At 43.1% G+C, this 25385-nt stretch carries 28 protein-coding genes; 4 read left to right on the plus strand and 24 right to left on the minus strand.

What is annotated here, in order from left to right:
* Positions 1-127: 127 nt before the first annotated feature.
* From N1I80_RS12705 to N1I80_RS12715, 3 genes are read right to left on the minus strand one after another with little or no spacing between them, the layout of a single operon-like run.
* Entirely contained in the window at positions 128-544 is a 417-nt protein-coding gene (locus tag N1I80_RS12705) for a Fur family transcriptional regulator (protein ID WP_340738235.1), read from the minus strand.
* A complete protein-coding gene (locus tag N1I80_RS12710) occupies positions 541-1407 on the minus strand; it encodes a metal ABC transporter permease (RefSeq protein WP_340738236.1) in 867 nt (288 codons plus the stop codon). Before N1I80_RS12710 ends, N1I80_RS12705 begins: the two co-directional genes overlap by 4 nt.
* Positions 1404-2174, minus strand: coding sequence for a metal ABC transporter ATP-binding protein (locus N1I80_RS12715; protein ID WP_340738237.1), 771 nt, complete (start codon positions 2172-2174; stop codon positions 1404-1406). Before N1I80_RS12715 ends, N1I80_RS12710 begins: the two co-directional genes overlap by 4 nt.
* A gap of 107 nt (positions 2175-2281) precedes the next feature.
* Here N1I80_RS12715 and N1I80_RS12720 point away from each other — a divergent pair, with 107 nt between their 5' ends.
* Positions 2282-2530 (plus strand): hypothetical protein, encoded by a 249-nt coding sequence (locus N1I80_RS12720; protein WP_340738238.1) that lies wholly within the window; start codon positions 2282-2284, stop codon positions 2528-2530.
* 106 nt (positions 2531-2636) lie between these two features.
* Here N1I80_RS12720 and N1I80_RS12725 read toward each other — a convergent pair whose 3' ends face one another.
* Together N1I80_RS12725 and N1I80_RS12730 are read right to left on the minus strand one after the other, a co-directional pair.
* A complete protein-coding gene (locus N1I80_RS12725) occupies positions 2637-3545 on the minus strand; it encodes a deoxyribonuclease IV (protein ID WP_340738239.1) in 909 nt (302 codons plus the stop codon).
* Positions 3542-4837, minus strand: coding sequence for a DEAD/DEAH box helicase (locus N1I80_RS12730; protein WP_340738240.1), 1296 nt, complete (start codon positions 4835-4837; stop codon positions 3542-3544). Before N1I80_RS12730 ends, N1I80_RS12725 begins: the two co-directional genes overlap by 4 nt.
* A 113-nt stretch (positions 4838-4950) precedes the next feature.
* Between N1I80_RS12730 and vrrA the strand changes: the two genes are divergently transcribed.
* The gene (gene vrrA / locus N1I80_RS12735) at positions 4951-5409 is read left to right on the plus strand and encodes a VrrA/YqfQ family protein (RefSeq protein ID WP_340738241.1); all 459 of its coding nucleotides are present in this window, start codon (positions 4951-4953) and stop codon (positions 5407-5409) included.
* 74 nt (positions 5410-5483) lie between these two features.
* Complete coding sequence (locus N1I80_RS12740; RefSeq protein WP_340738242.1) at positions 5484-6461, plus strand: 4-hydroxy-3-methylbut-2-enyl diphosphate reductase; 978 nt, start codon at positions 5484-5486, stop codon at positions 6459-6461.
* A 42-nt stretch (positions 6462-6503) separates the two neighbouring features.
* Here the strand turns inward: N1I80_RS12740 and N1I80_RS12745 are convergent, their stop codons facing one another.
* From N1I80_RS12745 to N1I80_RS12785, 9 genes are all read right to left on the minus strand, one after another.
* Positions 6504-7622, minus strand: a complete 1119-nt coding sequence (locus N1I80_RS12745) for a Nif3-like dinuclear metal center hexameric protein (RefSeq protein WP_340738243.1) — start codon at positions 7620-7622, stop codon at positions 6504-6506.
* Positions 7619-8317, minus strand: a complete 699-nt coding sequence (locus tag N1I80_RS12750; RefSeq protein ID WP_340738244.1) for a tRNA (adenine(22)-N(1))-methyltransferase — start codon at positions 8315-8317, stop codon at positions 7619-7621. Before N1I80_RS12750 ends, N1I80_RS12745 begins: the two co-directional genes overlap by 4 nt.
* A gap of 126 nt (positions 8318-8443) precedes the next feature.
* The gene (gene cccA / locus N1I80_RS12755; RefSeq protein ID WP_340738245.1) at positions 8444-8800 is read right to left on the minus strand and encodes a cytochrome c550; all 357 of its coding nucleotides are present in this window, start codon (positions 8798-8800) and stop codon (positions 8444-8446) included.
* Between the two features lie 139 nt (positions 8801-8939).
* On the minus strand, positions 8940-10079 hold the full coding sequence (locus tag N1I80_RS12760) for an acyl-CoA dehydrogenase family protein (protein ID WP_340740041.1): 1140 nt from the start codon (positions 10077-10079) through the stop codon (positions 8940-8942).
* Between the two features lie 69 nt (positions 10080-10148).
* The gene (locus N1I80_RS12765; protein WP_340738246.1) at positions 10149-10703 is read right to left on the minus strand and encodes a hypothetical protein; all 555 of its coding nucleotides are present in this window, start codon (positions 10701-10703) and stop codon (positions 10149-10151) included.
* A gap of 59 nt (positions 10704-10762) precedes the next feature.
* Positions 10763-11887 (minus strand): RNA polymerase sigma factor RpoD, encoded by a 1125-nt coding sequence (gene rpoD, locus N1I80_RS12770; RefSeq protein ID WP_340738247.1) that lies wholly within the window; start codon positions 11885-11887, stop codon positions 10763-10765.
* A 34-nt stretch (positions 11888-11921) separates the two neighbouring features.
* Complete coding sequence (gene dnaG, locus N1I80_RS12775; protein WP_340740042.1) at positions 11922-13739, minus strand: DNA primase; 1818 nt, start codon at positions 13737-13739, stop codon at positions 11922-11924.
* A gap of 213 nt (positions 13740-13952) precedes the next feature.
* A complete protein-coding gene (locus tag N1I80_RS12780; RefSeq protein WP_340738248.1) occupies positions 13953-14768 on the minus strand; it encodes a pyruvate, water dikinase regulatory protein in 816 nt (271 codons plus the stop codon).
* Positions 14769-14782: 14 nt separating this feature from the next.
* Positions 14783-15412, minus strand: a complete 630-nt coding sequence (locus tag N1I80_RS12785) for a helix-turn-helix transcriptional regulator (protein WP_445683654.1) — start codon at positions 15410-15412, stop codon at positions 14783-14785.
* A gap of 392 nt (positions 15413-15804) precedes the next feature.
* Here N1I80_RS12785 and N1I80_RS12790 point away from each other — a divergent pair, with 392 nt between their 5' ends.
* Positions 15805-17181 carry a glycine--tRNA ligase gene (locus tag N1I80_RS12790; RefSeq protein WP_445683708.1) on the plus strand — a complete coding sequence of 459 codons (1377 nt, stop codon included), beginning with the start codon at positions 15805-15807 and terminating at the stop codon, positions 17179-17181.
* A 38-nt stretch (positions 17182-17219) separates the two neighbouring features.
* On the opposite strand, the gene recO is transcribed toward N1I80_RS12790, so the two are convergent.
* The 10 genes from recO to N1I80_RS12840 all read right to left on the minus strand — a co-directional run bounded on the left by recO (position 17220) and on the right by N1I80_RS12840 (position 25361).
* Positions 17220-18005 (minus strand): DNA repair protein RecO, encoded by a 786-nt coding sequence (gene recO / locus N1I80_RS12795; protein ID WP_340738251.1) that lies wholly within the window; start codon positions 18003-18005, stop codon positions 17220-17222.
* Between the two features lie 84 nt (positions 18006-18089).
* On the minus strand, positions 18090-19004 hold the full coding sequence (era, locus tag N1I80_RS12800; RefSeq protein ID WP_340738252.1) for a GTPase Era: 915 nt from the start codon (positions 19002-19004) through the stop codon (positions 18090-18092).
* Entirely contained in the window at positions 18988-19398 is a 411-nt protein-coding gene (locus N1I80_RS12805; RefSeq protein ID WP_340738253.1) for a cytidine deaminase, read from the minus strand. The genes era and N1I80_RS12805 overlap by 17 nt, the downstream gene beginning before the upstream one ends.
* A gap of 17 nt (positions 19399-19415) precedes the next feature.
* On the minus strand, positions 19416-19766 hold the full coding sequence (locus tag N1I80_RS12810; protein WP_340738254.1) for a diacylglycerol kinase family protein: 351 nt from the start codon (positions 19764-19766) through the stop codon (positions 19416-19418).
* Positions 19767-19770: 4 nt separating this feature from the next.
* Complete coding sequence (gene ybeY, locus N1I80_RS12815; RefSeq protein ID WP_340738255.1) at positions 19771-20241, minus strand: rRNA maturation RNase YbeY; 471 nt, start codon at positions 20239-20241, stop codon at positions 19771-19773.
* Between the two features lie 21 nt (positions 20242-20262).
* Positions 20263-22389: an HD family phosphohydrolase gene (locus N1I80_RS12820; RefSeq protein ID WP_340738256.1), complete on the minus strand. Its 2127-nt coding sequence runs from the start codon at positions 22387-22389 to the stop codon at positions 20263-20265.
* A gap of 102 nt (positions 22390-22491) precedes the next feature.
* Positions 22492-23451, minus strand: a complete 960-nt coding sequence (locus N1I80_RS12825; protein WP_340738257.1) for a PhoH family protein — start codon at positions 23449-23451, stop codon at positions 22492-22494.
* A gap of 5 nt (positions 23452-23456) precedes the next feature.
* Complete coding sequence (locus tag N1I80_RS12830) at positions 23457-24539, minus strand: sporulation protein YqfD (RefSeq protein ID WP_340738258.1); 1083 nt, start codon at positions 24537-24539, stop codon at positions 23457-23459.
* On the minus strand, positions 24532-24789 hold the full coding sequence (locus tag N1I80_RS12835; RefSeq protein WP_340738259.1) for a hypothetical protein: 258 nt from the start codon (positions 24787-24789) through the stop codon (positions 24532-24534). The genes N1I80_RS12830 and N1I80_RS12835 overlap by 8 nt, the downstream gene beginning before the upstream one ends.
* A 50-nt stretch (positions 24790-24839) precedes the next feature.
* On the minus strand, positions 24840-25361 hold the full coding sequence (locus N1I80_RS12840; RefSeq protein WP_340738260.1) for a hypothetical protein: 522 nt from the start codon (positions 25359-25361) through the stop codon (positions 24840-24842).
* Positions 25362-25385: the final 24 nt, after the last annotated feature.

Below are 25385 nucleotides of genomic sequence, written 5' to 3' on the forward strand. Positions count from 1 at the left end.
CCGATTTAATAGCAGAAGTGATAATCGGAAAACAGATTAAAGAAATAGATAAACCTGCCCCAAAATATTATTTGAGACAATCGCAAAACGGTGTAGCACTCTAGACTATCAGAGGGCCACACCGTTTTTAATTCGCCACACATAATGGACATTTGCCGTAAATCTCAAACTTATGTCCTTCTACTTCATAATCTGGTAAATTGACCGTAATCATTTCCATCGGGCAATGCGGGATACTGCGAGTCTTACCACAAGCCGTGCAGATGAAATGATGATGATGGACACCAGGATCGCATTGCATACGGAAATGGCGTTCTCCCGTCAAATCTGTTTCCTCCAAAATTCCGAGTTCTGCAAATGTCGTGAGATTCCTGTAAATCGTATCGAAACTAATGCCTGGATTATCTTGTTCCATAAACCCTCGTACTTCGGCCGCTGTTAAATAACGATCATTTTGCGAGAAAAACTGAAGAATCGTTTCTCGATTTTTCGTTCGTTTAAATTGCTTGTCTTGCAGTATACGCCACGCCTCATCGAGTGTCATACAATTCCCTCCTTCACAGCACGGGCATTGTAGCCAGCCCGTAATTTATTCCAAACGAGAACAAGTAACAAAATTATGATAGACGTAACGACAATCGTGCCTCCAGGAGCAATATCCAAATAATAAGCCACCACGAGTCCTACAATCACAGCTGTTTCACCGAAAACGATTGAATAGATCATTGCTCCCTTGAAGCTTTTCGCCAGCTGCATAGCCGCTGCAACTGGGATTGTCATGAGCGAAGACACAAGCAAAATACCTACAATGCGCATCGAAGCCCCAATCACCAGTGCCGTAATAATCATAAAGACCATCTGAATGTAACGTGAATTCACACCAGATACTTTAGCATAGTCCTGGTCAAATGACAGAGCAAACAGTTCCTTATACAAAAAGCGGATATAAGCAATGACGATGATCGCGATAATGATAACAATGACAAGATCCTGTCTACTCACCGCTGATACCGAGCCAAACAAATAACCAATCAAATCAGAACCAAAGCCCTTCGATAACGAAATGAAAATCGCACCGAGTCCGATACCCGCCGATAAAATCACTGGGATAGCGAGTTCTTCATAATGACGGTAGGCCCCCCTCAATTTTTCGATGAGCAGTGAACCACCAACCGCTGAAGCAATCCCAAGATACACAGGATTCAATGCGGCAAAAAACAGTACTTGCTGACTCAAATACAGACTGCCCGCAATGCCGGCAAGCGCGACATGGCTAAGCGCATCCGCAATGAGTGCGAGACGCCTAACGACGATAAACAAGCCCAGCAAAGGGGCAACAATGCCAATGATTAAGCCAGAAAGAAATGCATTTTGCAGAAATTCATACGATAAAATTGCGCTAATCATTGCTCCACCTCCGCCGCTTGCTGGTGAATGCGCCGCACAGGGTGGCCATACCATCTCGAAACATCTTGATCTTCCATATTTTTATAAGCAGCTTGGACACCATGAAAATGAATTGTCCGATTTAGACAGGCTACATGCGTTGCCAAATCAGTGACCAGGTCAATTTCATGTGTCACGAGCACAATGGCAAGGCCGTGCTCACGATTCAGCGTGTTGAGCATAGAATAGAACGATGCAACATTTTGCTGATCAATCCCCACAGTTGGCTCATCCATAATAAGCAGGTCTGGCTTGCCTGCAAGCGCCCGTGCGATGAACACGCGCTGCTGCTGACCACCGGATAATTGACCGATATTCTGGCTTGCAAACGGCTCCATCCCCACAATCCGAAGTGCTTCTAATGCCTGTTGCTCATGCTGTTTCGTGAAACTTTTAAATAACCCTACTTTTCGCGTCAAGCCACTGCGTACAACTTCCAGCACAGTCGCTGGAAATCCTGAGTTAAAAGAATTCGATTTCTGCGACACATAGCCAATCCGTTCTCGGTGGTTAAATGATTCCATGTCCTCACCAAATAACTTCACAGACCCACTCGCCGGCTTCAGAAGACCAAGTATAATATTGATCAGTGTCGATTTTCCGGAACCATTGGGGCCAATCAGTGCCCAAAATTCCCCTTCCCCTACTTGGAGAGAAATATGATCGAGGGCGATAGACTGTTCATAACTGAAACTCACATCGTCCAATTGAATAATTGTTTTTTTCATTTTATTTTACGATCCTTTCACCATAACCGGAATCATTCCGATTCACTTGTTGAATTATATACTATAGGGTGAAAGGATACAACCTTTTAAGAAAGATGGTGTTTGAAATGGATTATACGCAACTGTTGAATGAAGTAAAAACGAGAAGTGATGAGGATGTAAAAATTCTTGCGAGGCAATATGGTGTCGATCTTTCGATCACGGAAATAAGAGCGCTTCGCCCATTACTAGACGATGTTTCCTTCCATTGGCTGTTCACTGGCGTTCCAGAATCGTTTCTCAACAAAATTCGAAGAGCCATTGGTGATAAGAAAACGGAAATTCTATTTCAAAAATATTTGGATACGACAAAATGATAAACCGATTAGCCAAAGAAAAAGAGTAGACAACGAAATTCAATAGCATTTCCTAATCGATAATCCCCCCGTCTGCATAGTACTTACTTGCAAGCGGGGGGTCACATTATTCTGCTCTTAATTGATCTATTTTCTCAGGCTGGAATGTCTTCGCCTTCAGCATTTCAATCTCAATTTGGTAAGGCGACACTTTCTTTTTGGGGTCCGTCCCGATAAAAGGTGTTTCCAAAATCTTTGGAACAGCTTGGAATGTTGGATGATGAACGATGTAAGACAGTGGTTCAAAACCGATATGACCGAATCCAATGTTCTCATGGCGGTCTTTCATAGCCCCCCGCTCATTTTTACTATCATTGACGTGTATGACAGAAATTCTATCTAGTCCAACAATATTATCGAACTCATTCAGCACACCTTCAAAATCGCCTACGATATCGTAGCCTGCGTCATGGACGTGACAGGTATCAAAACAAACGGATAGCCGTTCATTACGCTTCACACCATCAATAATCGCCGCAATTTCATCAAAGTTACGGCCACATTCAGTCCCTTTACCCGCCATTGTTTCCAGTGCAATACGCACCGGATAATCTTGGGAAAGTACTTCGTTCAGCCCTTCAATAATTTTAGCAATGCCCAAATCGACACCGGCTCCAACATGAGCACCTGGATGCAGCACAATCTGATCGATGCCGAGCGCAGCTGTCCGTTCAATTTCCTTCTGTAGAAAAGTCACACCTAACTCAAAAGTTTCTGGCTTTAATGTGTTAGCAATATTAATAATATAAGGCGCATGCACCACGATATTAGTTAGCCCATTGTCCGCCATATGCAATTGCCCCGCCGCGATATTGAGTTCTTCAATCGGCTTCCTCCGCGTGTTCTGAGGTGCCCCCGTATAAATCATAAAAGTAGATGCTCCGTAGCTTGCCGCTTCCTCACTCGAACCGAGTAGCATTTTACTGCCACTCATCGAGACGTGAGAGCCAAGCAATAAAGGTTGATCGTTTGTCATTTTTTACGTGTCAATCTCCTTTCACGCTTTTTAAAGCGCTCAACTTCCTGTGCCATTTTCTTTTTATAACCCGGCTTTACTTTCGCGGGTTTTCGAACAAATGATGTCGCTTTTCGGTCGATATCATCTTCCTCTTTTACGCGGTTACGCCTAGCATGACGTTCTTTCACTTCAATCCACTCACCATTTTTCACATCTTCATGAATAAATGGAATACCAAGCTTCTCAATTTTGACGATTTTATCATCTTCAGATGGCTCGTACAATGTAATCGCAGTTCCTTCCAGACCTGCACGCGCCGTACGTCCCACGCGATGGACGAAAAACTCTAGCTCATCTGGCAATTCGAAGTTGATGACATGACTGACGCCCGGTATATCGATACCACGCGCTGCAAGGTCTGTTGCAACGATATATTGATAGTCCAGATCACGGATTTGTTTCATCATACGTGTCCGTTCACGCGGTGTTAAGTCACCGTGGATTTTTCCTGCTTTAATACCATTTTCAGCAAGAAAAGAAGCTAGTCCATCTGCATTTTGACGTGTGTTAGTGAAGATAATCGCCAAATATGGGTTGATGGATTCAATGACGTGTAATAATTTTTTTCTTTTATTCATACTGCGTACTGGAACAAGAGAATAACGCATTCCCTCAGTCAACGGCTTACGTTCACCGATTTTGACATGGATTGGCGATTCCATATATTTGTTCAAAAACGGCTTTAATTTCTCAGGAATCGTTGCAGAAAACACATACATTTCAAGTCCAGCCGGCATTTTAGATGCGAACTTATCAATATCTTCAATAAAGCCCATGTCAAATGCAAGATCCGCCTCATCAATGACCAAAATCTTTGCCGTATGGATAGCAAGCGCCCCATTTTCAGCCATATCACTAATACGTCCTGGTGTTCCGACGACAATATGTGGATTCGATTTCAACTTGCCAATCGAACGTTGCTTGTCTGTACCACCAATGAGCAGCGAGCTACGTACATCCGTTCCCTCAGTCATCTTCGCCAGTTCATCAAACAATTGCGTTGCCAGTTCCCGCGTTGGAGCTGAAATCACCGCTTGTAATTCATCGACAGTTGCATCTGTCCGTTCTAGTACTGGAATAAGAAAACTATGAGATTTCCCCGTGCCCGTATGTGCTTGCCCGATTGCATTTGTCCCTTTCAGGATGAGCGGAATCATTTCTTTTTGAATCGGTGTCGGGTTTTCAAAGCCGAGCCTCCCGATAGCTTCCCGAATAAACGGTTTAAATTGATAATCAGTAAATTTAGACATTGGTGTTCCTCCTAATCGTAGTCTTATTATAACATGATTCTGTTCCGCCGTATGCGATTTTTGCATAGTATACAATGTGAAAGTTCATTCTGATTAATTGAAAGGAGAAAATTATGAGGTACGAATCCTTTTATCCGTTCGTGCAACAACCAGTCACACCGCCTCCCATGGGACAAACGGGCTTCGGCATGCCTCCGCAAATGAGTCAAATGCAGATGCCAAATCAGCCCTTCCCAAACGGTGGTCCAATGGGAGATCCTATGGCCAATCAAATGAATAATCCATTAGGCGGCCCGACAGCCAACCAAGGTCAACAACAAGGCCCTTCCAAGATGGAATCCTATATGCAAACCGCCAACCAGTTTTTGAACACCGCACAACAATTCGCGCCAATGGTTCAGCAGTTTGCACCAATGGTTCAAAATTTACCTGCCATGTGGAGACTATACAAAGGCTTCCAAGGCCTCCCAGCAGCTGGGGCAGTAGCTAGTGCAGGTGCCGCCGCTAGTGCTTCATCGGCAGCGACAAGCGCTTCACTCGGCGCATCCGTTCCACGCATCTTCCAGCCTTAAAACCTATTTTTTTGAATCAACTAGCAGACTCCGCTATAATAGAGGGTAGATCCTATTTAGAGGAGTGAACAAACATGAAAGTGTTAAAGATATCCCCAAGAGGCTATTGTTACGGGGTTGTCGATGCAATGATTATTGCAAGAAATGCAGCACTCGACATCACATTGCCGAGACCTATTTATATATTGGGAATGATTGTCCATAACAAGCATGTGACAGATGCATTTGAAGAAGATGGCATTATCACACTTGACGGTGAAAACCGTTTGGAAATTCTGGAAAAAGTAGAGACGGGTACTGTTATTTTCACAGCACACGGCGTATCACCAGAAGTTCGTGAGCTAGCGAAAAGAAAAGGACTTGTATCGATTGACGCAACATGTCCTGATGTCACCGTCACCCACGATTTAATCAGGGAAAAAACGGCGGAAGGTTTCGATATTATTTACATCGGGAAAAAACATCATCCAGAGCCTGAAGGGGCAATTGGTGTCGCACCCCATGCAGTTCATCTCATTGAAAAACCGGAAGATGTTGACAATCTTGACATTACCAATCAAAAACTGCTGGTGACAAACCAAACGACGATGAGCCAATGGGATGTCGTTCATATTATGGATGCCCTGCAAGTAAAATATCCACATATCGAAGTGCATAAAGAAATTTGCATGGCTACTCAAGTACGACAGGAAGCCGTTGCAGAACAGGCGGGCCAATCTGATCTACTCATTGTTGTAGGAGATCCGAAAAGTAATAACTCAAATCGCCTGACACAAGTGTCTGTTGAAATCGCTGATACCCCATCCTATCGCATTTCAGATGTTTCGGAGCTGGATGTTAGCTGGTTAACAGGCGTTGAAACCGTTTCGGTAACTGCTGGTGCTTCCACACCAACATTGATTGTTCGAGAAGTAATTGCCTTCCTCGAAAAGTTCGATGCGGAAGATCCAACAACTCATCATCCTGAGCGTAAATTCCAATTGGAAAAAATTCTACCAAAAATTAAAAATCCAACACCTGTTGATCGCATCGAGCCCTACGCGACAATGTAAAATGACCGACCTCTATTTTGGAGGTCGGTCATTTTATTTTGATTAGATGAAATGAAATGGTTCTGTGATGACAGCCGATTGAATGAACTTCACATCGTAACATGCTTCTAGACAAGCATCTCGCATATAATCCGCAACACCTTCAATCATCACTTTCTCAATATTATGCCCCGGATCAATGACAGCAAGCCCCATCGCCTCAGCATCATGCGCCACATGGTAATATAAATCCCCCGTGACCAACACATCTGCACCGGCTCTTTTGGCGGCACCGATATATTTATTGCCATCGCCACCTAGCACTGCGACTTTACGAATTTCCTTATCAGGATTGCCTACAAAGCGCAGGGCCGGCACACCAAAGACCTGTTTCACATGTTCAGCAAATTGGACAAGCGTCATTTTTTCCTCCAGCTTACCAATTCGACCGAGTCCGTATTCATTAGTCCGTTGATCAAGTACAAAGAAGTCGTAGGCAGGTTCTTCATATGGATGTGCCATTAGCATACCCTTCAGCACTTTATTGCGAATAGTACCCGGCAGGACCACTTCAATTTTTTCCTCATGGACTTCTTCCCCTCTTCCAATTTCACCAACATACGGTTCAGCACCTTCAACTGGCGTAAAGCGACCTGTCCCCGTAGAACTAAAGCTACATCCTGTGTAATCACCAATTGCACCTGCACCTGCTTGCACCAACGCTTGCCTGATGGCATCGGCATGCGTAACAGGGCTGAAGACGACTAATTTATATAGCGGCTCCGAGAAGGTTGGTTCAACGACAGCTGTATCACGCAACCCTAGTTTTGTAGCGAGCATGTCATTGACGCCACCCGGTGCAACGTCTAAATTAGTATGTGCTGCGTAAACCGCTATATCGTTTTTCACACACTTCTCAATCATTCTACCTTGTGGTGTATCTGTCAATAAACTCTTCAATGGCCTGAAAAGCGGCGGATGATGGGCAATAATGAGATTGGCTCCACTGTGAATGGCCTCATCAATTACTTCCTCATTCACATCCAATGTAATTAATACTTTTTCCACCGGTCGATTTAATTGCCCAATATGTAGGCCTACCGGATCGCCATCCATCGCAAAACGTTTTGGCGACCATTGTTCGAAAAGATTAATGATTTCATGCCCATTCACTTTTTTCATGTTGCCAACACCTTTCCTACAAAGTCGATATGCCTGACTAGCTCATGCTTCCGCACCTCAATCGCATCTGTTTGTTCTGCCTGATCAAGAGATTGAAGCACACGTTGCCATTCCGCCAATTCCCTCTCCCATTTCTCCAAGAATACAGCTGATTTAGCTTGAAGTAAAAAAGGTCCAACAAGCAGATCCAATTCGTCGTACGTCGCTGTTCCTTTTTCCAACACGATAATCTCGTAGATTTTACCATCTTCTTCCAAAATCGCCTCATCAATAATGATCCAATCATTCGCAACCGCCCACTCACGAATTGCTTTTGCATAAATATTAGGTTGGGCAATAATTCGCTTCACACCTTGGAGTCGGTCTTTACCATTTTCCAAAATAGTCGCAATCAGCGGTCCGCCCATCCCAGCAATCGTCACCGTGTCGACAGCATCCCCTTCTTCAATTGCAAACAAGCCATCCGCCAATCGCACTGTCACCACAGATGACAGCCCCTCACGTCGAACGTTTCGCACGGCAGACTCATAGGGACCTTTGACGACTTCTCCCGCAATCGCCTTCTGCACAGTTCCGTTATGCACGAGGAAGCAAGGCAAATAGGCATGGTCACTTCCTATATCCGCCACAACAGCCCCAGCTTCGACAAAAGAAGCAACTGTTGCCAATCTAGTTGATAAACGTACAGTATTCACAAAATCCTCACCTTTCATTGTTAGTATTGTATAAGATATTGAATCATTTTACACGTTAGACAATAGAAAAAGCCATCAGTCGACAGAATTCTTCTGCTGACTGACAGCTTTTTTACATGTTACAAATTATTTAAGTGATAAAATATAGTCTGCCATTGCATCTAGTTCAGCATCTTCTTTAATTATACCACCTGGCATAGCACCTGAACCATTTAAGATGATGTTCTTGATTTCATCTTTGGAAAGAGTAGTGCCAACTAAAGCTGGACCACCACCGCCCGTTAGATCTCCACCATGACAACCAATACATTTACCAATTGCAACTTCAGGATCGAACTCAGTTGCTACATCTTCAGTTTTACCTTCGTCACCCTCATTTGCGATTTCTTTTTGTTGATCAAGTCCATAGAGGGACATAAAGAAAATAAGACCAATTCCAAGCGCGAAAATTAGGATATAAGGTACTATTGGATTTTTACCCATTGAATTACCCTCCTTCATTTAAATCATATTCTGTATTGAATACAGTGCACAACTATTATTGTACTGTATTCAATTGAAAACTGAAAGAGTTATTGATTATCTTTTAATTCGCTGTAACAAATTCGACAAACTTTTCACCTTAGCAGCCAATAAGCCGAGCAATGACCATGCGTTGGACTTCCGAGGTCCCTTCTCCGATTTCAAGTAATTTGGCATCACGCATATATCGTTCAACTTCATATTCTTTCATATAACCATAACCGCCATGAATCTGGATAGCCTCCGTCGCGACCTCCATCGCGATTTCAGAAGCATACAGCTTACACATCGATGCTTCTTTCGAAAATGGTCGCCCCTGATCTTTTAGCCAAGCTGCTTTGTAAACCATATTGCGTGCTAGTTCAATCTTCAATGCCATATCCGCCAATTTAAATTGTGTAATTTGAAATTCGGCTAATGTTTTTCCGAATTGCTTGCGCTCCTTAGAGTAACTGAGCGCTCGGTCGAAAGCTGCCTGTGCGATTCCCACAGCCATTGCACCAATACCGATACGTCCACCATCCAATGTAACGAGAAACTGGCGAAAACCATTGCCTCGCGTTCCCAGCAAGTTTGTTTTCGGTACACGGACATTATCTAATACGAGCTCCGTTGTATTGGAAGCGTTCAGCCCCATTTTTTCATAATTGTCGATAATCGTAAAACCAGGTGCATCTGTCGGCACGATAATTGCACTGATTTCTTTTTCACCATTCGTAGTACCTGTAATCGCTGTAATTGCCAGATGCTTGGCATAACTCGCATTTGTGATAAACACCTTCGAACCATTAATAACAAAATCATCGCCATCTTCTTTTGCTGTCGTTTGCGTTCCCCCCGCATCCGAGCCAGCATTCGCTTCCGTTAAGCCAAATGCACCGAATGATTCCCCCGTACAAATCGGTGTCAAATAACGCTGTTTTTGTTCCTCCGTGCCAAATAAATTCAGCGGTGCTCCCCCAAGCGAAATATGTGCTGAATACGTAATTCCCGTCGATGCACAAGCACGACTTAACTCCTCTGTCACAATCGCAAAGCTGACGGTATCAGCCCCAGCGCCTCCGTAGTGCTCCGAAAAAGGCAAGCCCATCATCCCCATATCAGATAACTGTTGAAAGATCTCCACTGGAAACGCTTTTGTTCGATCACGCTCAATCGCCCCAGGTGCAACAACTTCATCCGAAAATTCCCGAATCATCTTTTTAATCATTTGCTGTTCTTCTGTCAAATCGAAATTCAACATCATCATCCCCTTCGTTGTAAACGCTTACACTTTAATTATAGCGAACTTCCTACTACTTGCACAACCTCAATATGAAAGTAGTAGAAATCCTATTATCAATAATAAACCCGCAGTTCCAGAAATCGTAAAATACAATAGCTTTAACAGCCGCCCTGCAAACAACCACAGTGAACAATTTAACATCAATAACCCAAGTAATAACATCGTATGCCCATCAAAAAAGACAAACCACAGTTTTAAAGACATGATGAGCAGCATAAAAGATACGATTATGTATACAAAAGGGGCTAATGCCTGGTTAGCATTCTTACGCAATGTCGACAGTAAAAAAACAACAATCAATCCTGCTACTGATGCCATTGTCAATCCGGGATATTGTGTAATGACAAACATCCCCCCACTAACAACTATAGCTAGTAAAGCTAGCAAAAGAATGGTCCGATTCAACGTCTTTTTTTCTTTGACCAAAATCGACTCAGAAATCTTAACTTCCTGCTGATTTCCTTCTTCACCTTGCGCGTAGAGCGTGATAAGAAAATCACAATAATGCGCGGGTAATAGTTTGTTGTGTTTCCAATACTTTATTTCAGAAATAATAATTCGTTTTCGCTGTTGGTTCATAAGACTTAACTCCTTGCGACTAAAAAATCACCGGCACAAAATATGCCGGTGTAGTTATTTTACTCTAGGAAATCCTTCAATCGCTTACTTCTTGATGGGTGACGCAACTTACGTAGTGCTTTCGCCTCAATCTGGCGAATCCGCTCTCTTGTCACACCGAATACTTTCCCAACTTCTTCGAGTGTTCTTGTACGTCCATCATCCAAACCGAAGCGTAGACGAAGAACATTCTCTTCGCGATCTGTCAGTGTATCCAGTACGTCCTCTAACTGTTCTTTCAGCAATTCGTAAGCTGCATGATCCGATGGTGATTGCGCCTCAGAATCTTCGATAAAGTCGCCCAGATGTGAATCATCTTCTTCGCCAATTGGCGTTTCTAGCGACACAGGTTCTTGTGCGATTTTCAAGATTTCACGTACTTTTTCTGCCGTCAAATCCATTTCTTCGCCAATCTCTTCTGGTGATGGCTCACGCCCCAAATCCTGTAATAATTGACGTTGAACACGAATAAGCTTATTGATGGTTTCAACCATATGAACAGGAATACGGATAGTACGCGCCTGATCCGCGATAGCCCGCGTAATCGCTTGACGAATCCACCAAGTTGCATACGTACTAAATTTAAAGCCTTTCGTATGGTCAAATTTCTCAACTGCTTTAATCAGCCCCATATTCCCTTCCTGTATCAGGTCTAGGAATAACATACCTCGTCCAACATAACGTTTAGCAATGCTGACAACTAGACGGAGATTGGCTTCTGCTAAGCGTTTTTTCGCCTCTTCATCGCCCTCTAGAATCCGAATCGCCAATTCAACTTCCTCGGCACCCGTTAACAAATCTACACGGCCAATCTCTTTCAAGTACATGCGTACAGGGTCATTGATTTTAACACCTGGCGGTACACTCAAATCATTCAAATCGAACTGCGTTTCCTCCGCAGCCGGCTTCCCGCCTTCTTCCCCAGATTCGTCTTCAGCCTTACGGTCCATTTCAATCCCTTGTGCCTCGACCAAATCTAGGAATTCCTCGAACTGTTCTGGCTCCATTTCGAATGCCGCAAGCTTTTCTGTCACTTCATCAAGCGTTAGTTCACCTAATTTCTTTCCGGCCTCCAGCAGGTTCGCTTTCGCTTCCTCAATCGTTAGTTCATGTTCCATATCTCCAGCCAATTCTTTTTTACTCATCTTACCCGTTCCTCCTTAGTACACCGGAATACGACTATAATGTCGTCAATGTTTTCCGGAGCTGTATAATTTCCCTGGCCAGCTCCAGCGCCCGGGTATGATCCTTCATTTTTTCTGCTTCTTTTGACTCATGCATTTTTGCTTGGATTGTTAAACTGATTTTATATTTTTCTAAATGATGAATACAGTCATTAATTTCTGCTTGTGCTTGTTCAGGATCTTTTTCTACCATGGCTGCTTCCAAAACAATTTTCCGCAACTCACGATCCTCGATTGACTCAGCAAATCTGTGAAAATCAGGTGTCCCATATTGTTCATAAAACCCTGCAAGTCGAACAAAAATGGCCACATAGTCATCCCGTATGAACAGATTAGGCTTGTCCATTTGTAACCGATCAAACAACTCCCCGTCATTTAATAAATGATAGAGCAACAAACGCTCGGCACGTTCGGTACCTGTTTTCTTGCGTGTCGGAACTGGATGATGCGTATGCATTGTTCCCTCAGGCACTGGATTGGCTTTCGCTTTCTTTGCTTGATGGCCAGCCATTTTTATGAACTGTTGTTGAATCGCCTCGACAGACACACCCGTTTCAGTTGAAAGTTGTCGAATATACAGATCACGTTCCACCGGTGATGTTCGCAAGGCCAATTCTTCTAGCACTTCATGAATATATTGCAACACATCATTTTCATAAGATAGGTTCTTCGAGCGTTTGGCATATGCCATGATGAACGACATGAATGAATGTGGGTTATCGATGACCTTTTCACGAAAAGCTTCACCGCCAAATTGCGTGATATAATCGTCAGGATCCATCTTCCCTGGCAACAGCGCGATTTGAACATCCATTCCTTTTTTCATCGCCATATCTGCAAAACGTTTTGCGGCTTCCCATCCGGCATCGTCACCGTCACAACAAATTATAATTTCTTTCGCAATTCTTTTTAATTTTACAAGGTGTTTATCTGACAATGATGTGCCCATTACGGCAACACTATTCGTTACGCCAGCACGATCTGCCGATATCGTATCCATAAATCCTTCAAACAGTATTACTTTACCCGATTTCCGGACGTTAAGACGTGCATTATGAAAATTGTACAAAATGTGACTTTTTTCGAATATCGGGGTTTCAGGGCTATTCAAATATTTCGCTTCCTGTTTTGAGCCGGATAGGATCCGACCTGAGAACCCCACGACATTGCCATTGTCATCCCGTAACGGAAACATGATACGACCTCGGAACCGATCAAAATAGCCTGTCCCATCGTCTTTCATAATACACAATCCGGCATGTTCCATATCCTTCATGTCGTAATTTTTCCGTTTTAAGAGACTCGTTAACGCTTCCCAATCATTGAGAGACCACCCAATACCATATTTTTCGATACTGTCCCTCGTAAATCCTCTTTTTTCAAGATATTGTAGTGCTTCTTCACCTTCTACGGTATTTAGTAGTAAATGACTGTAAAAGTTTGCCGCAAGAGCATGCGCTTCAATCATAGACTTAAATTCATGCCGTGGTTGCATTTCTGAACTATCGCTGACGACTGCATCAATTTCAATTCCCGTCCGGCCGGCAAGCTTGACAACGGCTTCCGTGAATGGGCTATTCTCGATGTCCATTATAAACGTGATCGCATTACCACTTGCACCGCATCCAAAACAATGAAACAGTTGCTTGTCCTCTGAAACTGAAAAAGAAGGTGTACTTTCACCATGGAATGGACAAAGTCCGAACCAGTTCTTCCCCCTTTTCGTCAGCTGTACATATTCACCAATCAAATCTACAATATCGGTCTTAGAGCGGACGGCTTCAATTGTCTCTTCAGGTATTCTCGTCATCATATCACCATTTTCCACTCTATCTACTACTGATTTCGCGAAATTCTTCAAAAACCCTTTGTATTCGACAAAATATTTTCGATTATACTCCGAAACTATCATTTTACACTAATTCAAAGGCTTTTGCTCTTAATTAATATGATTGCCTACAAATGATTTTATAGAATCCGTAAAAGAAGAACCATCCCTTTACAATGGGGCGGTCCTTCTCATCACTTAACGATTGTAATTTGTAATTTCACCCAGTATGACGTTAGCTGTTTCTTCGACAGCTCGATTCGTTACATCGATGACTTTGCAGCCGATTTTTGAAACAATCTGATTAAAATGGTTAATTTCATTGTCAATTCGCTCGACCCTTGCATAACTTGCATCATCTTTTAAGCCCAATGCAATGAGTCTCTCTTTACGAATAGAGTTAAGCTTTTCTGATGAAATGACAAGTCCAAAGCATTTCTCAGGATTAATCATAAACAACTCTTCTGGAGGATCCACTTCAGGTACAAGCGGGACATTCGCCACTTTATAACGTTTATGTGCAAGGTATTGTGATAATGGTGTTTTCGATGTTCTTGAAACACCTACCAAAACAATATCCGCTTTCAAAATCCCACGTGGATCCCGACCATCATCGTATTTAACAGCAAACTCAATTGCTTCGATTTTCTTGAAATAATCATCATCTAGCTGTCGAACAAGTCCTGGCTCTTCGAGAGGTTTTTCCCCTAGTTCTAATCCAATCTTATCGACAACTGGACCGAGTAAATCAATACATTGAACATCATAGGTTAAGCAATACTCTTGTATTTTCAGACGCATACCACTTCTTACAAGTGTATAAATAACGATAGCTTCTTGACTTTTTGCTAAAAAAGCAATCTCCTGCAATTGCGATTCTTCTTCGATATGTGAAAATCTTTTCATCGAGACGGCTTCGAGCCCTTGTCTAAATTGGCTGGCAGCTGCTTTAGCAACTAAGTCTGCTGTTTCACCGACAGAGTCAGAGACGATGAATAATGTTAACTTTCTCATTGGATCCCTCCCCCTCATAATTCATAGTCATCCGACAGTGATAGGAAGGCTGCGGTAATATTTGTTTTTGTAATCCTTCCGACCACTTCAAGCCCCTCTCCGTTGTCATTGACAACAGGTAAGGAATCAATTTGCTTGTCTATCATTTTCTTCGCCACATGTAACAGCGTATCCTGCTTATTACAGTATGTAATATTTGGCATACGCGTCATAATCACGTGGACCGGAATCTTATCCAAGTCATTGTTGCCAAGGCTTGTTCGCAATAAATCTTTTCTGGAAAGCACCCCAGTCAAGAGTGAAGTACTACTCACAACAAAAAGTGTACCAACGTCTTCTAAAAACATATGACAAATTGCGTCATAGACGGAGGTGTTTTCTGCAACCACAACCGGGATAGACTGGAAATCACGCACTTTCATGCCTATCATACTATCAGCAACTGATTGGGCAGGCTTCTTTCCTGAATAGAAATAGCCGACACGGGGTCTAGCATCCAAATAGCCCGCCATTGTTAAGATTGCTAAATCTGGACGGATTGTGGCTCTTGCCAACGTAAGTCGTTCTGCAATTTGTTCGCCAGTAATGGGTCCGTCCGCTTTGACGATTGCGAGGATCTCCGTCTGGCGCTTATTCAGTTCCATATGTGTCACCGCCCTAATCGTTCAATTCTTTATCCTCGATTATTATATACGAAGACGTGCACTATTGCGAAGAAAGCGGAACCGTGCTACACTAAAAAAGAATTGAATAGGCGGAGACAGGACGATAAGTAGTGTCAATTAAAGCGAACGGGGACAGTGAAAGCCCGTACTGACATGAAACGGCATCCTCGAGCCATTGTACTATGAAGTGGGCTATTTTTATAGCCAATCGAGGTGGAACCGCGGGTCATTATGCACTCGTCCTCGGACATTATGTCCGTGGATGGGTGCTTTTTATTTTGGTTCAGCCTAAGGCACTGCTGAACCAAAATAAAACCTCTAGCGGATCTTAATAATTGATTCAATATAATTTGGAGGGATTTAACATGACAATGTCGATGGAGAAGGTAGTTAATTTAGCAAAACAGCGCGGATTTGTGTTCCCGGGCTCTGAGATTTATGGAGGTTTGGCGAATACATGGGATTATGGACCACTTGGGATTGAATTGAAAAATAACGTAAAAAAAGCTTGGTGGCAGAAATTTGTTCAAGAATCGCCGTATAACGTTGGTCTTGACGCAGCGATTCTGATGAATCCGAAAGTATGGGAAGCTTCTGGTCACATCGGTAACTTCAATGATCCGATGATTGACTGTAAGAAATGTAAAACGCGTCATCGTGCTGACAAATTAATTGAAGATGCACTTGATGCGAAAGGCATTGAATTAGTTGTTGACGGTCTTTCGTTCGACAAAATGGCTGAGCTTGTGCAAGAACATAATGTTGTCTGCCCTACTTGTGGTGCAATGGACTATACGGAAATTCGTCAGTTCAACTTGATGTTTAAAACGTCACAAGGTGTGACGGATTCATCAGCAAACCAAATCTTCCTACGTCCTGAAACAGCACAAGGGATTTTCGTCAATTTTAAAAATGTTCAACGCTCTATGCGCAAAAAAATGCCTTTTGGGATTGCACAAATCGGTAAAAGTTTCCGTAACGAAATTACACCAGGAAACTTCACATTCCGTACACGCGAGTTCGAACAGATGGAGCTTGAATTCTTCTGTAAGCCAGGCGAAGATATGAAATGGTATGAGTACTGGCGTGATTATTCCAAGAATTTCTTGTTAAATCTTGGGATGACTGAGGATGCTATGCGTTTACGTGAGCATAACGAAGATGAGCTTTCCCACTATTCAAAAGGGACTGTTGACATCGAGTACAAATTCCCATTTGGCTGGGGAGAACTATGGGGCATTGCGAACCGCACAGACTTCGACTTAAACCGTCACATGGAGTATTCAGGTGAGGATTTCCATTACCAAGATCCTGTAACCAATGAAAAATTCGTACCGTATTGCATCGAGCCATCTCTTGGCGCAGACCGCGTAACACTTGCGTTCTTATGTGATGCTTACGATGAAGAAGAACTAGAAAACGATGATAAACGTACAGTTCTTCGCTTCCACCCTGCTCTTGCGCCTGTCAAAGCTGCAGTTCTTCCTTTGTCGAAGAAATTAGCAGATAGTGCTAGCGAAGTTTACGCCGAGTTGGCTAAGCATTTCAATGTTCAATACGATGATTCTCAATCTATCGGTAGACGCTACCGTCGTCAAGACGAAATTGGTACACCATTCTGCATCACGTACGACTTCGATTCTGAAGAAGATCGCCAAGTAACAGTACGTCACCGCGATTCAATGGAGCAAGTTCGTATGCCAATTGCAGATGTGAAAGAGTATATCGCGAAACATCTTGAGTTTTAAGTGGAGATACAATTTAAAAAACCGGAAGAACAAGGGGATTATTCCCCTTGTTCCTCCGGTTTTTCTTTACGTGGTAACAGTTCAGGTGTGGCTTCAAGCTGTTCAAGAAAAGATCTCGATTTTAACCGAATACCAACCTGTTCATCATAAATTGTACGCACGAGCTTTTTCATAAACTGTTTTGTTGTCTTTTTCAACGTCAGATTACCGACTCGATTGATAGGAACGGTATAAAATGTCCGAATCAGCTTCAATTGCGTTGGTGAAATTCGGATGATATAGCGATCTACATGGAAACAACGATGGCAGAGAAAACCGATTTCTTTAAAAGAAAACGCAAACTCCCCTTCTGTCGCCCCACAATTCGCACACTGATGCAAAACAGGATGAATACCCGCAACCGGCAGCATTTTCCACTCGACAAACAAGGCAATGGCTTCAGGATCATATTGCTCATTAATGGCATGAAGCGCCGCATGCAGCAATCCATAAATGCCCTCCGAACGCTCGCCATCCTCTGTTAGACGATCGATCAGCTCCACAACATAACTCGCATAAGCCGTCGCTTCAAGATCCTCACGAATATGGCGCATGGAGTCAATCGGCTCACCTTGTTCAAGCGTCCCCATTCCCCTACCTTTTCGGATGAGGAAGGAGCCATGTGTGAATGGCTGTGTGATAGCTGCCAAGCGGCTTGCTGGCTTTTTCGCCCCTCTAGCCATCGCGGTCAGCTTACCAGCTTCTCGCGTATAAAGTGTGACGATTTTGTTCGATTCACCATAAGGAATACTTCTTAAAATGATACCTTCCCATTTATTCAGCAAGGTTCATCACCTCCCGAGGCCCACACGAAGTGGGTCATGCAGCTGTCGCCACAGGACGTGGCGCACTTAAGCAGCATTCCTTTTTTAATATTCGTCTTCCCTAAAACCAAATTCCTTCAGTTGACCCGGCTTATTACGCCAGTCCTTCTGCACTTTCACCCACAGCTCTAAAAATACTTTCGAGCCCAATAACATTTCAATATCATATCTAGCTTTCGTACCAATCTCTTTCAGTAATGCTCCTTTTTTCCCAATAACGATGCCTTTTTGAGAATCACGGTCCACAACAATCGTCGCCATCACATTAATCATTTCACGCGTTTCCTCGCGCTCAATTTTCTCAATGACAACCGCAACGGAATGTGGAATCTCTTCCCGTGTTAAATGCAACACCTTTTCACGAATCAATTCTGAGATGATGAAACGCTCTGGGTGATCTGTTACTTGATCGTCCGGATAGTATTTCGGCCCTTCCGGTAAATACTTCGTCAATGTCTCATTTAGACGCTCTACATTATTCCCATTCATCGCAGAAATCGGGACAATTTCTGCAAAGTCGTATTCAGATGTATACGAAGTAATAATCTTCAGCAATTCGTCCGGGTGAACCAAATCAATTTTATTGATAATCAAAAATACCGGTGTCTTGGTATTTTCAAGCATTTCAATAATAAAACGATCTCCGCGCCCGATTGCTTCGTCCGCATTGACCATGAACATGATGATGTCAACTTCCTTCAACGTATTACGTGCCGTTTTCACCATAAAGTCGCCCAGCTTATGCTTCGGCTTATGGATTCCTGGCGTATCGATGAAGATAAATTGGGAATCATCTGTCGTGACAACCCCTTGCACTTTGTTACGAGTCGTCTGTGGCTTGTCACTCATAATGGCAATTTTTTGCCCAACAACACGGTTCAAAAATGTTGATTTTCCGACATTTGGGCGACCTATAATGGATATAAAACCTGATTTGAATGATTTATTGTTTTGCTGCATACGAAAGATCCTCCTTGGAAAACGCGCCGGGCAACAATTCTGCAACCGTTGTTTCAAGGACGTCCCCTTTTAAATTTGTTAAATAGACAGGCATAGAGCCCTCACAAAATTCAGCAATCACTTGCCTACATGCACCACATGGAGAAATCGGGCCTTCCGTATCTCCAACAACCGCAAGCGCTTTGAATGTATGGACACCTTCCGAAACTGCTTTAAAAAATGCCGTACGCTCCGCACAATTAGTCATGCTATACGCTGAGTTCTCGATATTACAACCATGATAGACCGTCCCATCCCCTGCAACTAACGCTGCCCCGACTGGGAATTTAGAATAAGGGACATAGGCTTTGTCTCGTGCTTTTTTCGATTCAACTAGTAACTTTTCCATCTCCATACAAACACCTCTTCTACTTATTGAAACCATTTGGGTATAAAAATCAACCAGCCAATCACTGCACTGATAATCGCATAAATTAGTACAGCACCTGCGGCCAAATCCTTGGCATGCTTAGCAAGTGGGCGACTTTCCATCGTGACAAGGTCCACTACACGTTCGATAGCAGCATTCATCATTTCAAGCGCTAACATCCCACCGATTAACAGTAGAACGATACACCATTCCATCACTGACAATCCAGTAAACAGTCCTGCTACTAGAACGATAACAGTAGCTAATAGATGGAATTTTAAATTCCGCTCGGCCTTTATGCCATAAAGAATCCCACTCCATGCATAATCAAACGCCTTGAAGAACTTGCGCATAGCGTCACCTCTCAAGACCGAATGACGCCAAAATGGCCTTTTGCCTTGCAAACATCACGATTTCCTCTTCCTCAGTCATATGATCGTAGCCAAGAAGATGAAGAAAACCATGCAATGCGAGGAAGCCCATTTCACGATTGAAGTCATGACCATATTCCGCCGCTTGCCTGCGTGCCGTTTCCACGGAGATGAGTATATCACCTAAAACGGTCGGCATCCCCTCTTCTACTATTACCGCCACTTCATCGTTCGTGACCTCTTCAAGCGCAAAGGAAATAACATCCGTCGGCACATCTTTTCCCCGATACTCCGAATTCACGGCTTGAATATCCTGATCCGTCATAAATGTGATAGACACTTCCACCTCACCAGTTAAAGCTTCTTCTAGCGAAGCATGATTCAATAATGTTTGAATCATTTCCTCAACTTTTTTATCTACTGTAGCGGTCTCATCATTAAAATAAATGTCCAACATATGCACTAACTCCTTTCGCACTTAATCCGGATATTCAATCCGATTATGGAATGTGCCATTTAATGTTTCGCAAATAACCTTTTCAGCCTTTTTCAATTCTTTCATAGACAAATCACATTCATCAAACTGGCCATCATTCAATCGATCGTTGACAATTGCACGTACGAGCCCGGCAACCTTTTGTGGGGTTGGTTCTTTCATGGAACGAACTGCCGCTTCAACACTGTCAGCAATCGAAATAATTGCAATTTCCTTTGTCTGCGGTTTCGGACCCGGATAGCGGAATTCTGCTTCCACAACATCCTTACCCGATTCCTTCGCCTTAACATAAAAAAACTTCAATGTACTCGTACCGTGATGCTGACGGGCAATATCAATAATTTCTCGTGGCATTTTATGCTTTTCAAGCAGCTTCGCACCGTCTTCTGCATGGGCAATAATAATATCACGGCTTTTTTCTGGTGGCAATGCATCGTGTGGATTTTGTCCAGGATGTTGATTTTCAATAAAAAATCCAGGTCTAATTGTCTTGCCAATATCATGGTAATAACTACCAACTCTTGCCAGTAATCCATTGGCACCAATCGCCTCACAAGCAGCATCAGCAAGATTTGCTACCATAACACTATGATGGTAGGTTCCCGGTGTTTCAATCAGTACTTTTTTCAATAGCGGATGGTTCGGGTTCGATAATTCAATCAGCCTCATATCCGATAGCAAGCCAAAAGCTGATTCAAAAAACGGCATCAATCCGATTGTTAACGCCCCTGATAAAATACCAGAAGCAATCGCCGCAATGAGATAAAAGGCCAACTCTGACAAATCATAAGACGATTGTGTCATGAGCAAGTAAAAAGCGATGAACAGCATATTTGAAGTCACCACACCTGCGCTCGCCCGTAAAATACTCGAACGTTTCCCCCCATCCCCTAGCAGATAAAGGCTCACGATCCCCCCGAATACTATGTACAATGCCACTTCCATTTGAATAATGGAGGCAAATCCCTCTTGTAGCATGACACCCGCAGTCGCAGCAGTAATAATTGTCGTCATGATTGCCAACCTTTCGTTGGTCAATAATTTCACCAGCATCGGCGCGAGTGCTGTTGGGAACAAAAAGGCTAATAACACATTGAAATCATCATCAATTAGCGCGATGAGCTTCATCAAAATAACAAGCAGTAAAAAGACTGAAAGAACGATTACCAACGCTTTTTTCTTTACTGAATTATTTTCTTTCCACGTATTAAAGTGCATAAAGATAATTGTTGAGACAAACAACACAAATAGCCCGAGACCTGCGAACGGCTTCACTGTCGACTGGTTCGTTAATAACCCTGTCAGTTCCAGCTGTCTATAAATATCCCTATCAATCATCTGTCCTTCACGGACAATAACTTGTCCCTGCAAAATCCGAGTCGGCTCAACAGCAGCCCTCGCTTGTTCAATACCAGCCTCAGTCGCCTCTATATTTATCGTTTCTGTTTCAACAACTAATAAGCGGCCAAGCGTCAAAATCGTTTGCAAATTAGATGGGGGAATCGTGTCCACAAGACGAATTTTCCGCTCTACTTCATAGCGGATTGTTGAAAGATCTTCTTTGCGAATCGGCTTCGATAATTCCTCACCTATAGTCGTCGAAAGAACATGTTGAATACCCTCTAAAACCTCTATCTTTTGTGCTAATAAAGCAGAAATCGCATCATCACTTAATCGGAGACCAGGTTCTTCTTTCTCTAGATTCCCAAGCTTTTTACGTACCTCGGCAATTTGTTTTTTATTGTCCAAAAGAACTTCATCATCAGCAGACTGTCCTAGCTCCCCCATCTTTTTAACGTCGATGAGAAAATCGAATATCGATGTTGCAATCGCTTGTCGATTCGTTGCCACATCTTTGGATAACTGATAAACAGGCGTCACTTCACGGGCTGCTCTTTCTCTATCCTGCTCAGTCTTAACAGTATCCTCAACCGTTTTGATAGACCGTATAGTATCTGGAGAAATTTGCAAAGATTCCAATTTATACGTTTCCTTTTTCACACTTCCATACATAATCGAAAACAGGAGTATCCCGGACAATCCGATAAGGAATATAGCTAGATAATTAAATTTCAATGAGAGTAAAAACTTCCTGATTGGCTGCAACATGCAATATCCCCCATTTCTCTTTCTCTCTATTATGTCGATATAAAGAATTACTTTGAGGCTAATCCCTCTGTCTCGCTATCACTTGTAAAAAAAGCAGTCAACTTAAGATGACTGCTCTTCTTCATAAGCTTCAATTATTTTCGCCACAAGTGGATGACGTACAACATCGCCTTGTTCTAGATACTGAAAACTAATATCTCCAACTTTTCGCAGAATTTTTTCTGTCACAATCAAACCAGACTCGCTACCTTTTGGTAAATCAATCTGGGTTTTATCTCCCGTGATGACCATTTTCGAACCAAAGCCAAGACGCGTCAAAAACATTTTCATCTGTGCTTTCGTTGTATTCTGCGCTTCATCCAAAATAACAAAAGCATCATCAAGCGTCCGACCTCTCATATAAGCAAGCGGGGCAATTTCAATAACTCCTCGTTCAATCAGCCGGTCCGTCTGTTCAGTCCCTAGCACGTCGTGAAGCGCGTCATATAACGGGCGCAGGTATGGGTCGACTTTCTCCTTCAAGTCGCCAGGAAGGAAGCCTAGGCTCTCTCCCGCTTCTACAGCAGGACGCGTTAAAATAATTCGTTTGGCAGAACCCGATTTCATCGCCTGAATAGCCAGGACAACCGCTAAATACGTTTTCCCAGTTCCAGCAGGCCCAATACAAAATACAAGATCCCGTGTCCGGATGGCATGGACATACTCGCGCTGTCCAATCGTTTTCGCACGAATCGCTTTTCCTTTACTATTTCTTGCGATTTCTTCATCATACAATTCCGCAAAGTATTCAATCGTTCCACTTTTCACCATCTCAATCGCTGTCGAGACGTCACGTTGATTAATATTAACACCTTTGCGAATGACTTTCAGTAGCTGCTCTAAAAGTGTTCTAGCTGAATCCCTATTTTCTTCCTCACCACTGAGCGCAATTGTATCGCCTCTTGTCAAAATTGAAATATTCAATGCTTCTTCGATTAATTTCAGATTCTGGTCGGATATCCCGAGTAGCATAACCGCTTCATTCGGGTCCTCGACATGCAGTTGTATCAATTGTTCATCCATTAGCCTCATTCTCCTCGGGATATCGGTCTTTTGACTGCGATATTATCATTGATAAGAAACAATACGGTCCCACTAACTTTATCATTATCGAATGACACGTGCAAAACTTTCTCGTCTTGAATAATCGCTTTTGATAAAGATTCCGATAAAAACTTGTTTTTCAACAGCGGAATAATGACCGTTTCTTCCATTCCTTCCGACAATTCCAGCTGTCCAGTCTTTTCATTTGCATGGCGCTCTGTCTGGATAAATGATTTTGGAGACCACTTCTCCTCCTGTGGTTGCCAGGGGAAATTGAAAGAAAACTCTACCGTTTCCTGACCTTGTAAACGATAACCAATTATTTGGGGTAGACTAAAAGAATATTCGACCCAATAATCTGCGTAAACTGCTCCATCTGCACCGACCACTGCTGTTTTATCACCTTGCACTAGGACCCCTGTGGCAAGCACGTCCCCCTTTTTAACAGTCTGATGGACATGGCTTACCCTTTCCCCCTTTTTCAATTCAAAACGGGTAATAACGCCTCCTGTGCGTGCAATTAGATCGGATGGAGGTCCTTCGGCTTCAATTTCGTTCGTTGCTAGAGGCGATAACATCGGAATCACTGTAAGCGATGTTCCCACTCGCCGAAATCGTACCCAGGATAAGGATGGGTCGTCGAGCATTAGCTGTCGACGAATTTCACCTTCATCCGGAATGGAAGCTAAAAGTCTTAACGGAACAATGGAGTCTTTTTCAAGTTTCTGATCAATCCTCTCTACAACTTCTGGCCTGTCAGATTCGACCTCCACAGTCCACAAAAATAAGGAGGCGACAAATGGAATAAGGCAAACTATCAGGAAAAGGTTAGAAGTAAAAATCCCTTTTGCACCTGACTCAATTCCCGCATTTGACATCTTTACTTTCAATCGATAGCGCCTTCGATTGCTCCGAATTACTTTAAGTCCATGACGATCTGTTCGAAAGCGAGCCACGCCATCCACAACCGACAATGATAACACCTTCACTTTTGCTGCTACAAGCTTCGTGAGAAACCCTGCAAGGTCGCCATCGCCCGAAACCCTAATCTCATAGCGCTTATGCACGATGCTTCCCTCCACGATCTTCTTCTGTTGTCACATGCATGGCTTTGATGGAAGCAAACGAAAACACAGCAACTTCTTCGGACAATGTCTCAACAATCAAATCCTCCCCCGACGCTTCAATCATGTAATCACCACTTTTGATCATCGCAAAATCGGGGCCAAGCTTGAGCAATGTGTATGGACCATTAATGCGTAATGAAGAAAACTCTTCAATTGTTACCGATGAACCCGTATTAAATATTTTTCTCAAAAATAATAACCCCCTATTCATATCGTATGACATGAATAAGGGGTCAATGATTATCGTTTTGATTTTGGCGGACCAAAAATTTCAGAGAACACAATTCCCTTGATGAGATCCTGCCTATTCTTAGGCATTAAATCATGGGATTGCATAGTAGATGCCGTTTGAAATTGAGCGCCATGTGCCGAAAGACGTCCACTATGTCTTTCCCGGTCCCTCGAACTGTCAGGGCGCTCTTTTCGTTCAACAGTGGTACGAGGTGTAGTAGAACGAACAGGTTCGGCTACTACAGGCGCTACAACCGGTTGGGCTGCTACAACGACAGGTCGTTGTGGTACTGTTTCCCGCGGCAATTGCCGACTAGGCGGTTCTACATCCGTACGTTGCATTTCTTTCTGCAATTCACGAAATAAGTCTTTCGACATCTCTTTTAATTTACTTTGCGGACTGTCTGGAACACGTCCAGTTGCCGTGAACGGCTTTGACTGATTTTTCGTCGGGTTCTCAGTCTTTCCTTTCCCTTTATTAAAAAAGGACAAGACAATCGCAATAATAATAGGAATAATTAGACTTTCCATTCGTGCATCCCCCTTCCAGGAAAT

The organism is Sporosarcina sp. FSL K6-3457 (assembly GCF_038007285.1).
Taxonomy (GTDB): domain Bacteria; phylum Bacillota; class Bacilli; order Bacillales_A; family Planococcaceae; genus Sporosarcina.

Bases quoted from the DNA above. Each gene is read 5' to 3' on its own strand.
- N1I80_RS12705 (WP_340738235.1), bottom strand. From the start codon at position 544: ATGACACTCGATGAGGCGTGGCGTATACTGCAAGACAAGCAATTTAAA.
- N1I80_RS12710 (WP_340738236.1), bottom strand. From the start codon at position 1,407: ATGATTAGCGCAATTTTATCGTATGAATTTCTGCAAAATGCATTTCTT.
- N1I80_RS12715 (WP_340738237.1), bottom strand. From the start codon at position 2,174: ATGAAAAAAACAATTATTCAATTGGACGATGTGAGTTTCAGTTATGAA.
- N1I80_RS12720 (WP_340738238.1), top strand. From the start codon at position 2,282: ATGGATTATACGCAACTGTTGAATGAAGTAAAAACGAGAAGTGATGAG.
- N1I80_RS12725 (WP_340738239.1), bottom strand. From the start codon at position 3,545: ATGACAAACGATCAACCTTTATTGCTTGGCTCTCACGTCTCGATGAGT.
- N1I80_RS12730 (WP_340738240.1), bottom strand. From the start codon at position 4,837: ATGTCTAAATTTACTGATTATCAATTTAAACCGTTTATTCGGGAAGCT.
- vrrA (WP_340738241.1), top strand. From the start codon at position 4,951: ATGAGGTACGAATCCTTTTATCCGTTCGTGCAACAACCAGTCACACCG.
- N1I80_RS12740 (WP_340738242.1), top strand. From the start codon at position 5,484: ATGAAAGTGTTAAAGATATCCCCAAGAGGCTATTGTTACGGGGTTGTC.
- N1I80_RS12745 (WP_340738243.1), bottom strand. From the start codon at position 7,622: ATGAAAAAAGTGAATGGGCATGAAATCATTAATCTTTTCGAACAATGG.
- cccA (WP_340738245.1), bottom strand. From the start codon at position 8,800: ATGGGTAAAAATCCAATAGTACCTTATATCCTAATTTTCGCGCTTGGA.
- N1I80_RS12765 (WP_340738246.1), bottom strand. From the start codon at position 10,703: ATGAACCAACAGCGAAAACGAATTATTATTTCTGAAATAAAGTATTGG.
- rpoD (WP_340738247.1), bottom strand. From the start codon at position 11,887: ATGAGTAAAAAAGAATTGGCTGGAGATATGGAACATGAACTAACGATT.
- dnaG (WP_340740042.1), bottom strand. From the start codon at position 13,739: ATGATGACGAGAATACCTGAAGAGACAATTGAAGCCGTCCGCTCTAAG.
- N1I80_RS12780 (WP_340738248.1), bottom strand. From the start codon at position 14,768: ATGAGAAAGTTAACATTATTCATCGTCTCTGACTCTGTCGGTGAAACA.
- N1I80_RS12785 (WP_445683654.1), bottom strand. From the start codon at position 15,412: ATGGAACTGAATAAGCGCCAGACGGAGATCCTCGCAATCGTCAAAGCG.
- N1I80_RS12790 (WP_445683708.1), top strand. From the start codon at position 15,805: ATGTCGATGGAGAAGGTAGTTAATTTAGCAAAACAGCGCGGATTTGTG.
- era (WP_340738252.1), bottom strand. From the start codon at position 19,004: ATGCAGCAAAACAATAAATCATTCAAATCAGGTTTTATATCCATTATA.
- N1I80_RS12805 (WP_340738253.1), bottom strand. From the start codon at position 19,398: ATGGAGATGGAAAAGTTACTAGTTGAATCGAAAAAAGCACGAGACAAA.
- N1I80_RS12810 (WP_340738254.1), bottom strand. From the start codon at position 19,766: ATGCGCAAGTTCTTCAAGGCGTTTGATTATGCATGGAGTGGGATTCTT.
- ybeY (WP_340738255.1), bottom strand. From the start codon at position 20,241: ATGTTGGACATTTATTTTAATGATGAGACCGCTACAGTAGATAAAAAA.
- N1I80_RS12820 (WP_340738256.1), bottom strand. From the start codon at position 22,389: ATGTTGCAGCCAATCAGGAAGTTTTTACTCTCATTGAAATTTAATTAT.
- N1I80_RS12825 (WP_340738257.1), bottom strand. From the start codon at position 23,451: ATGGATGAACAATTGATACAACTGCATGTCGAGGACCCGAATGAAGCG.
- N1I80_RS12840 (WP_340738260.1), bottom strand. From the start codon at position 25,361: ATGGAAAGTCTAATTATTCCTATTATTATTGCGATTGTCTTGTCCTTT.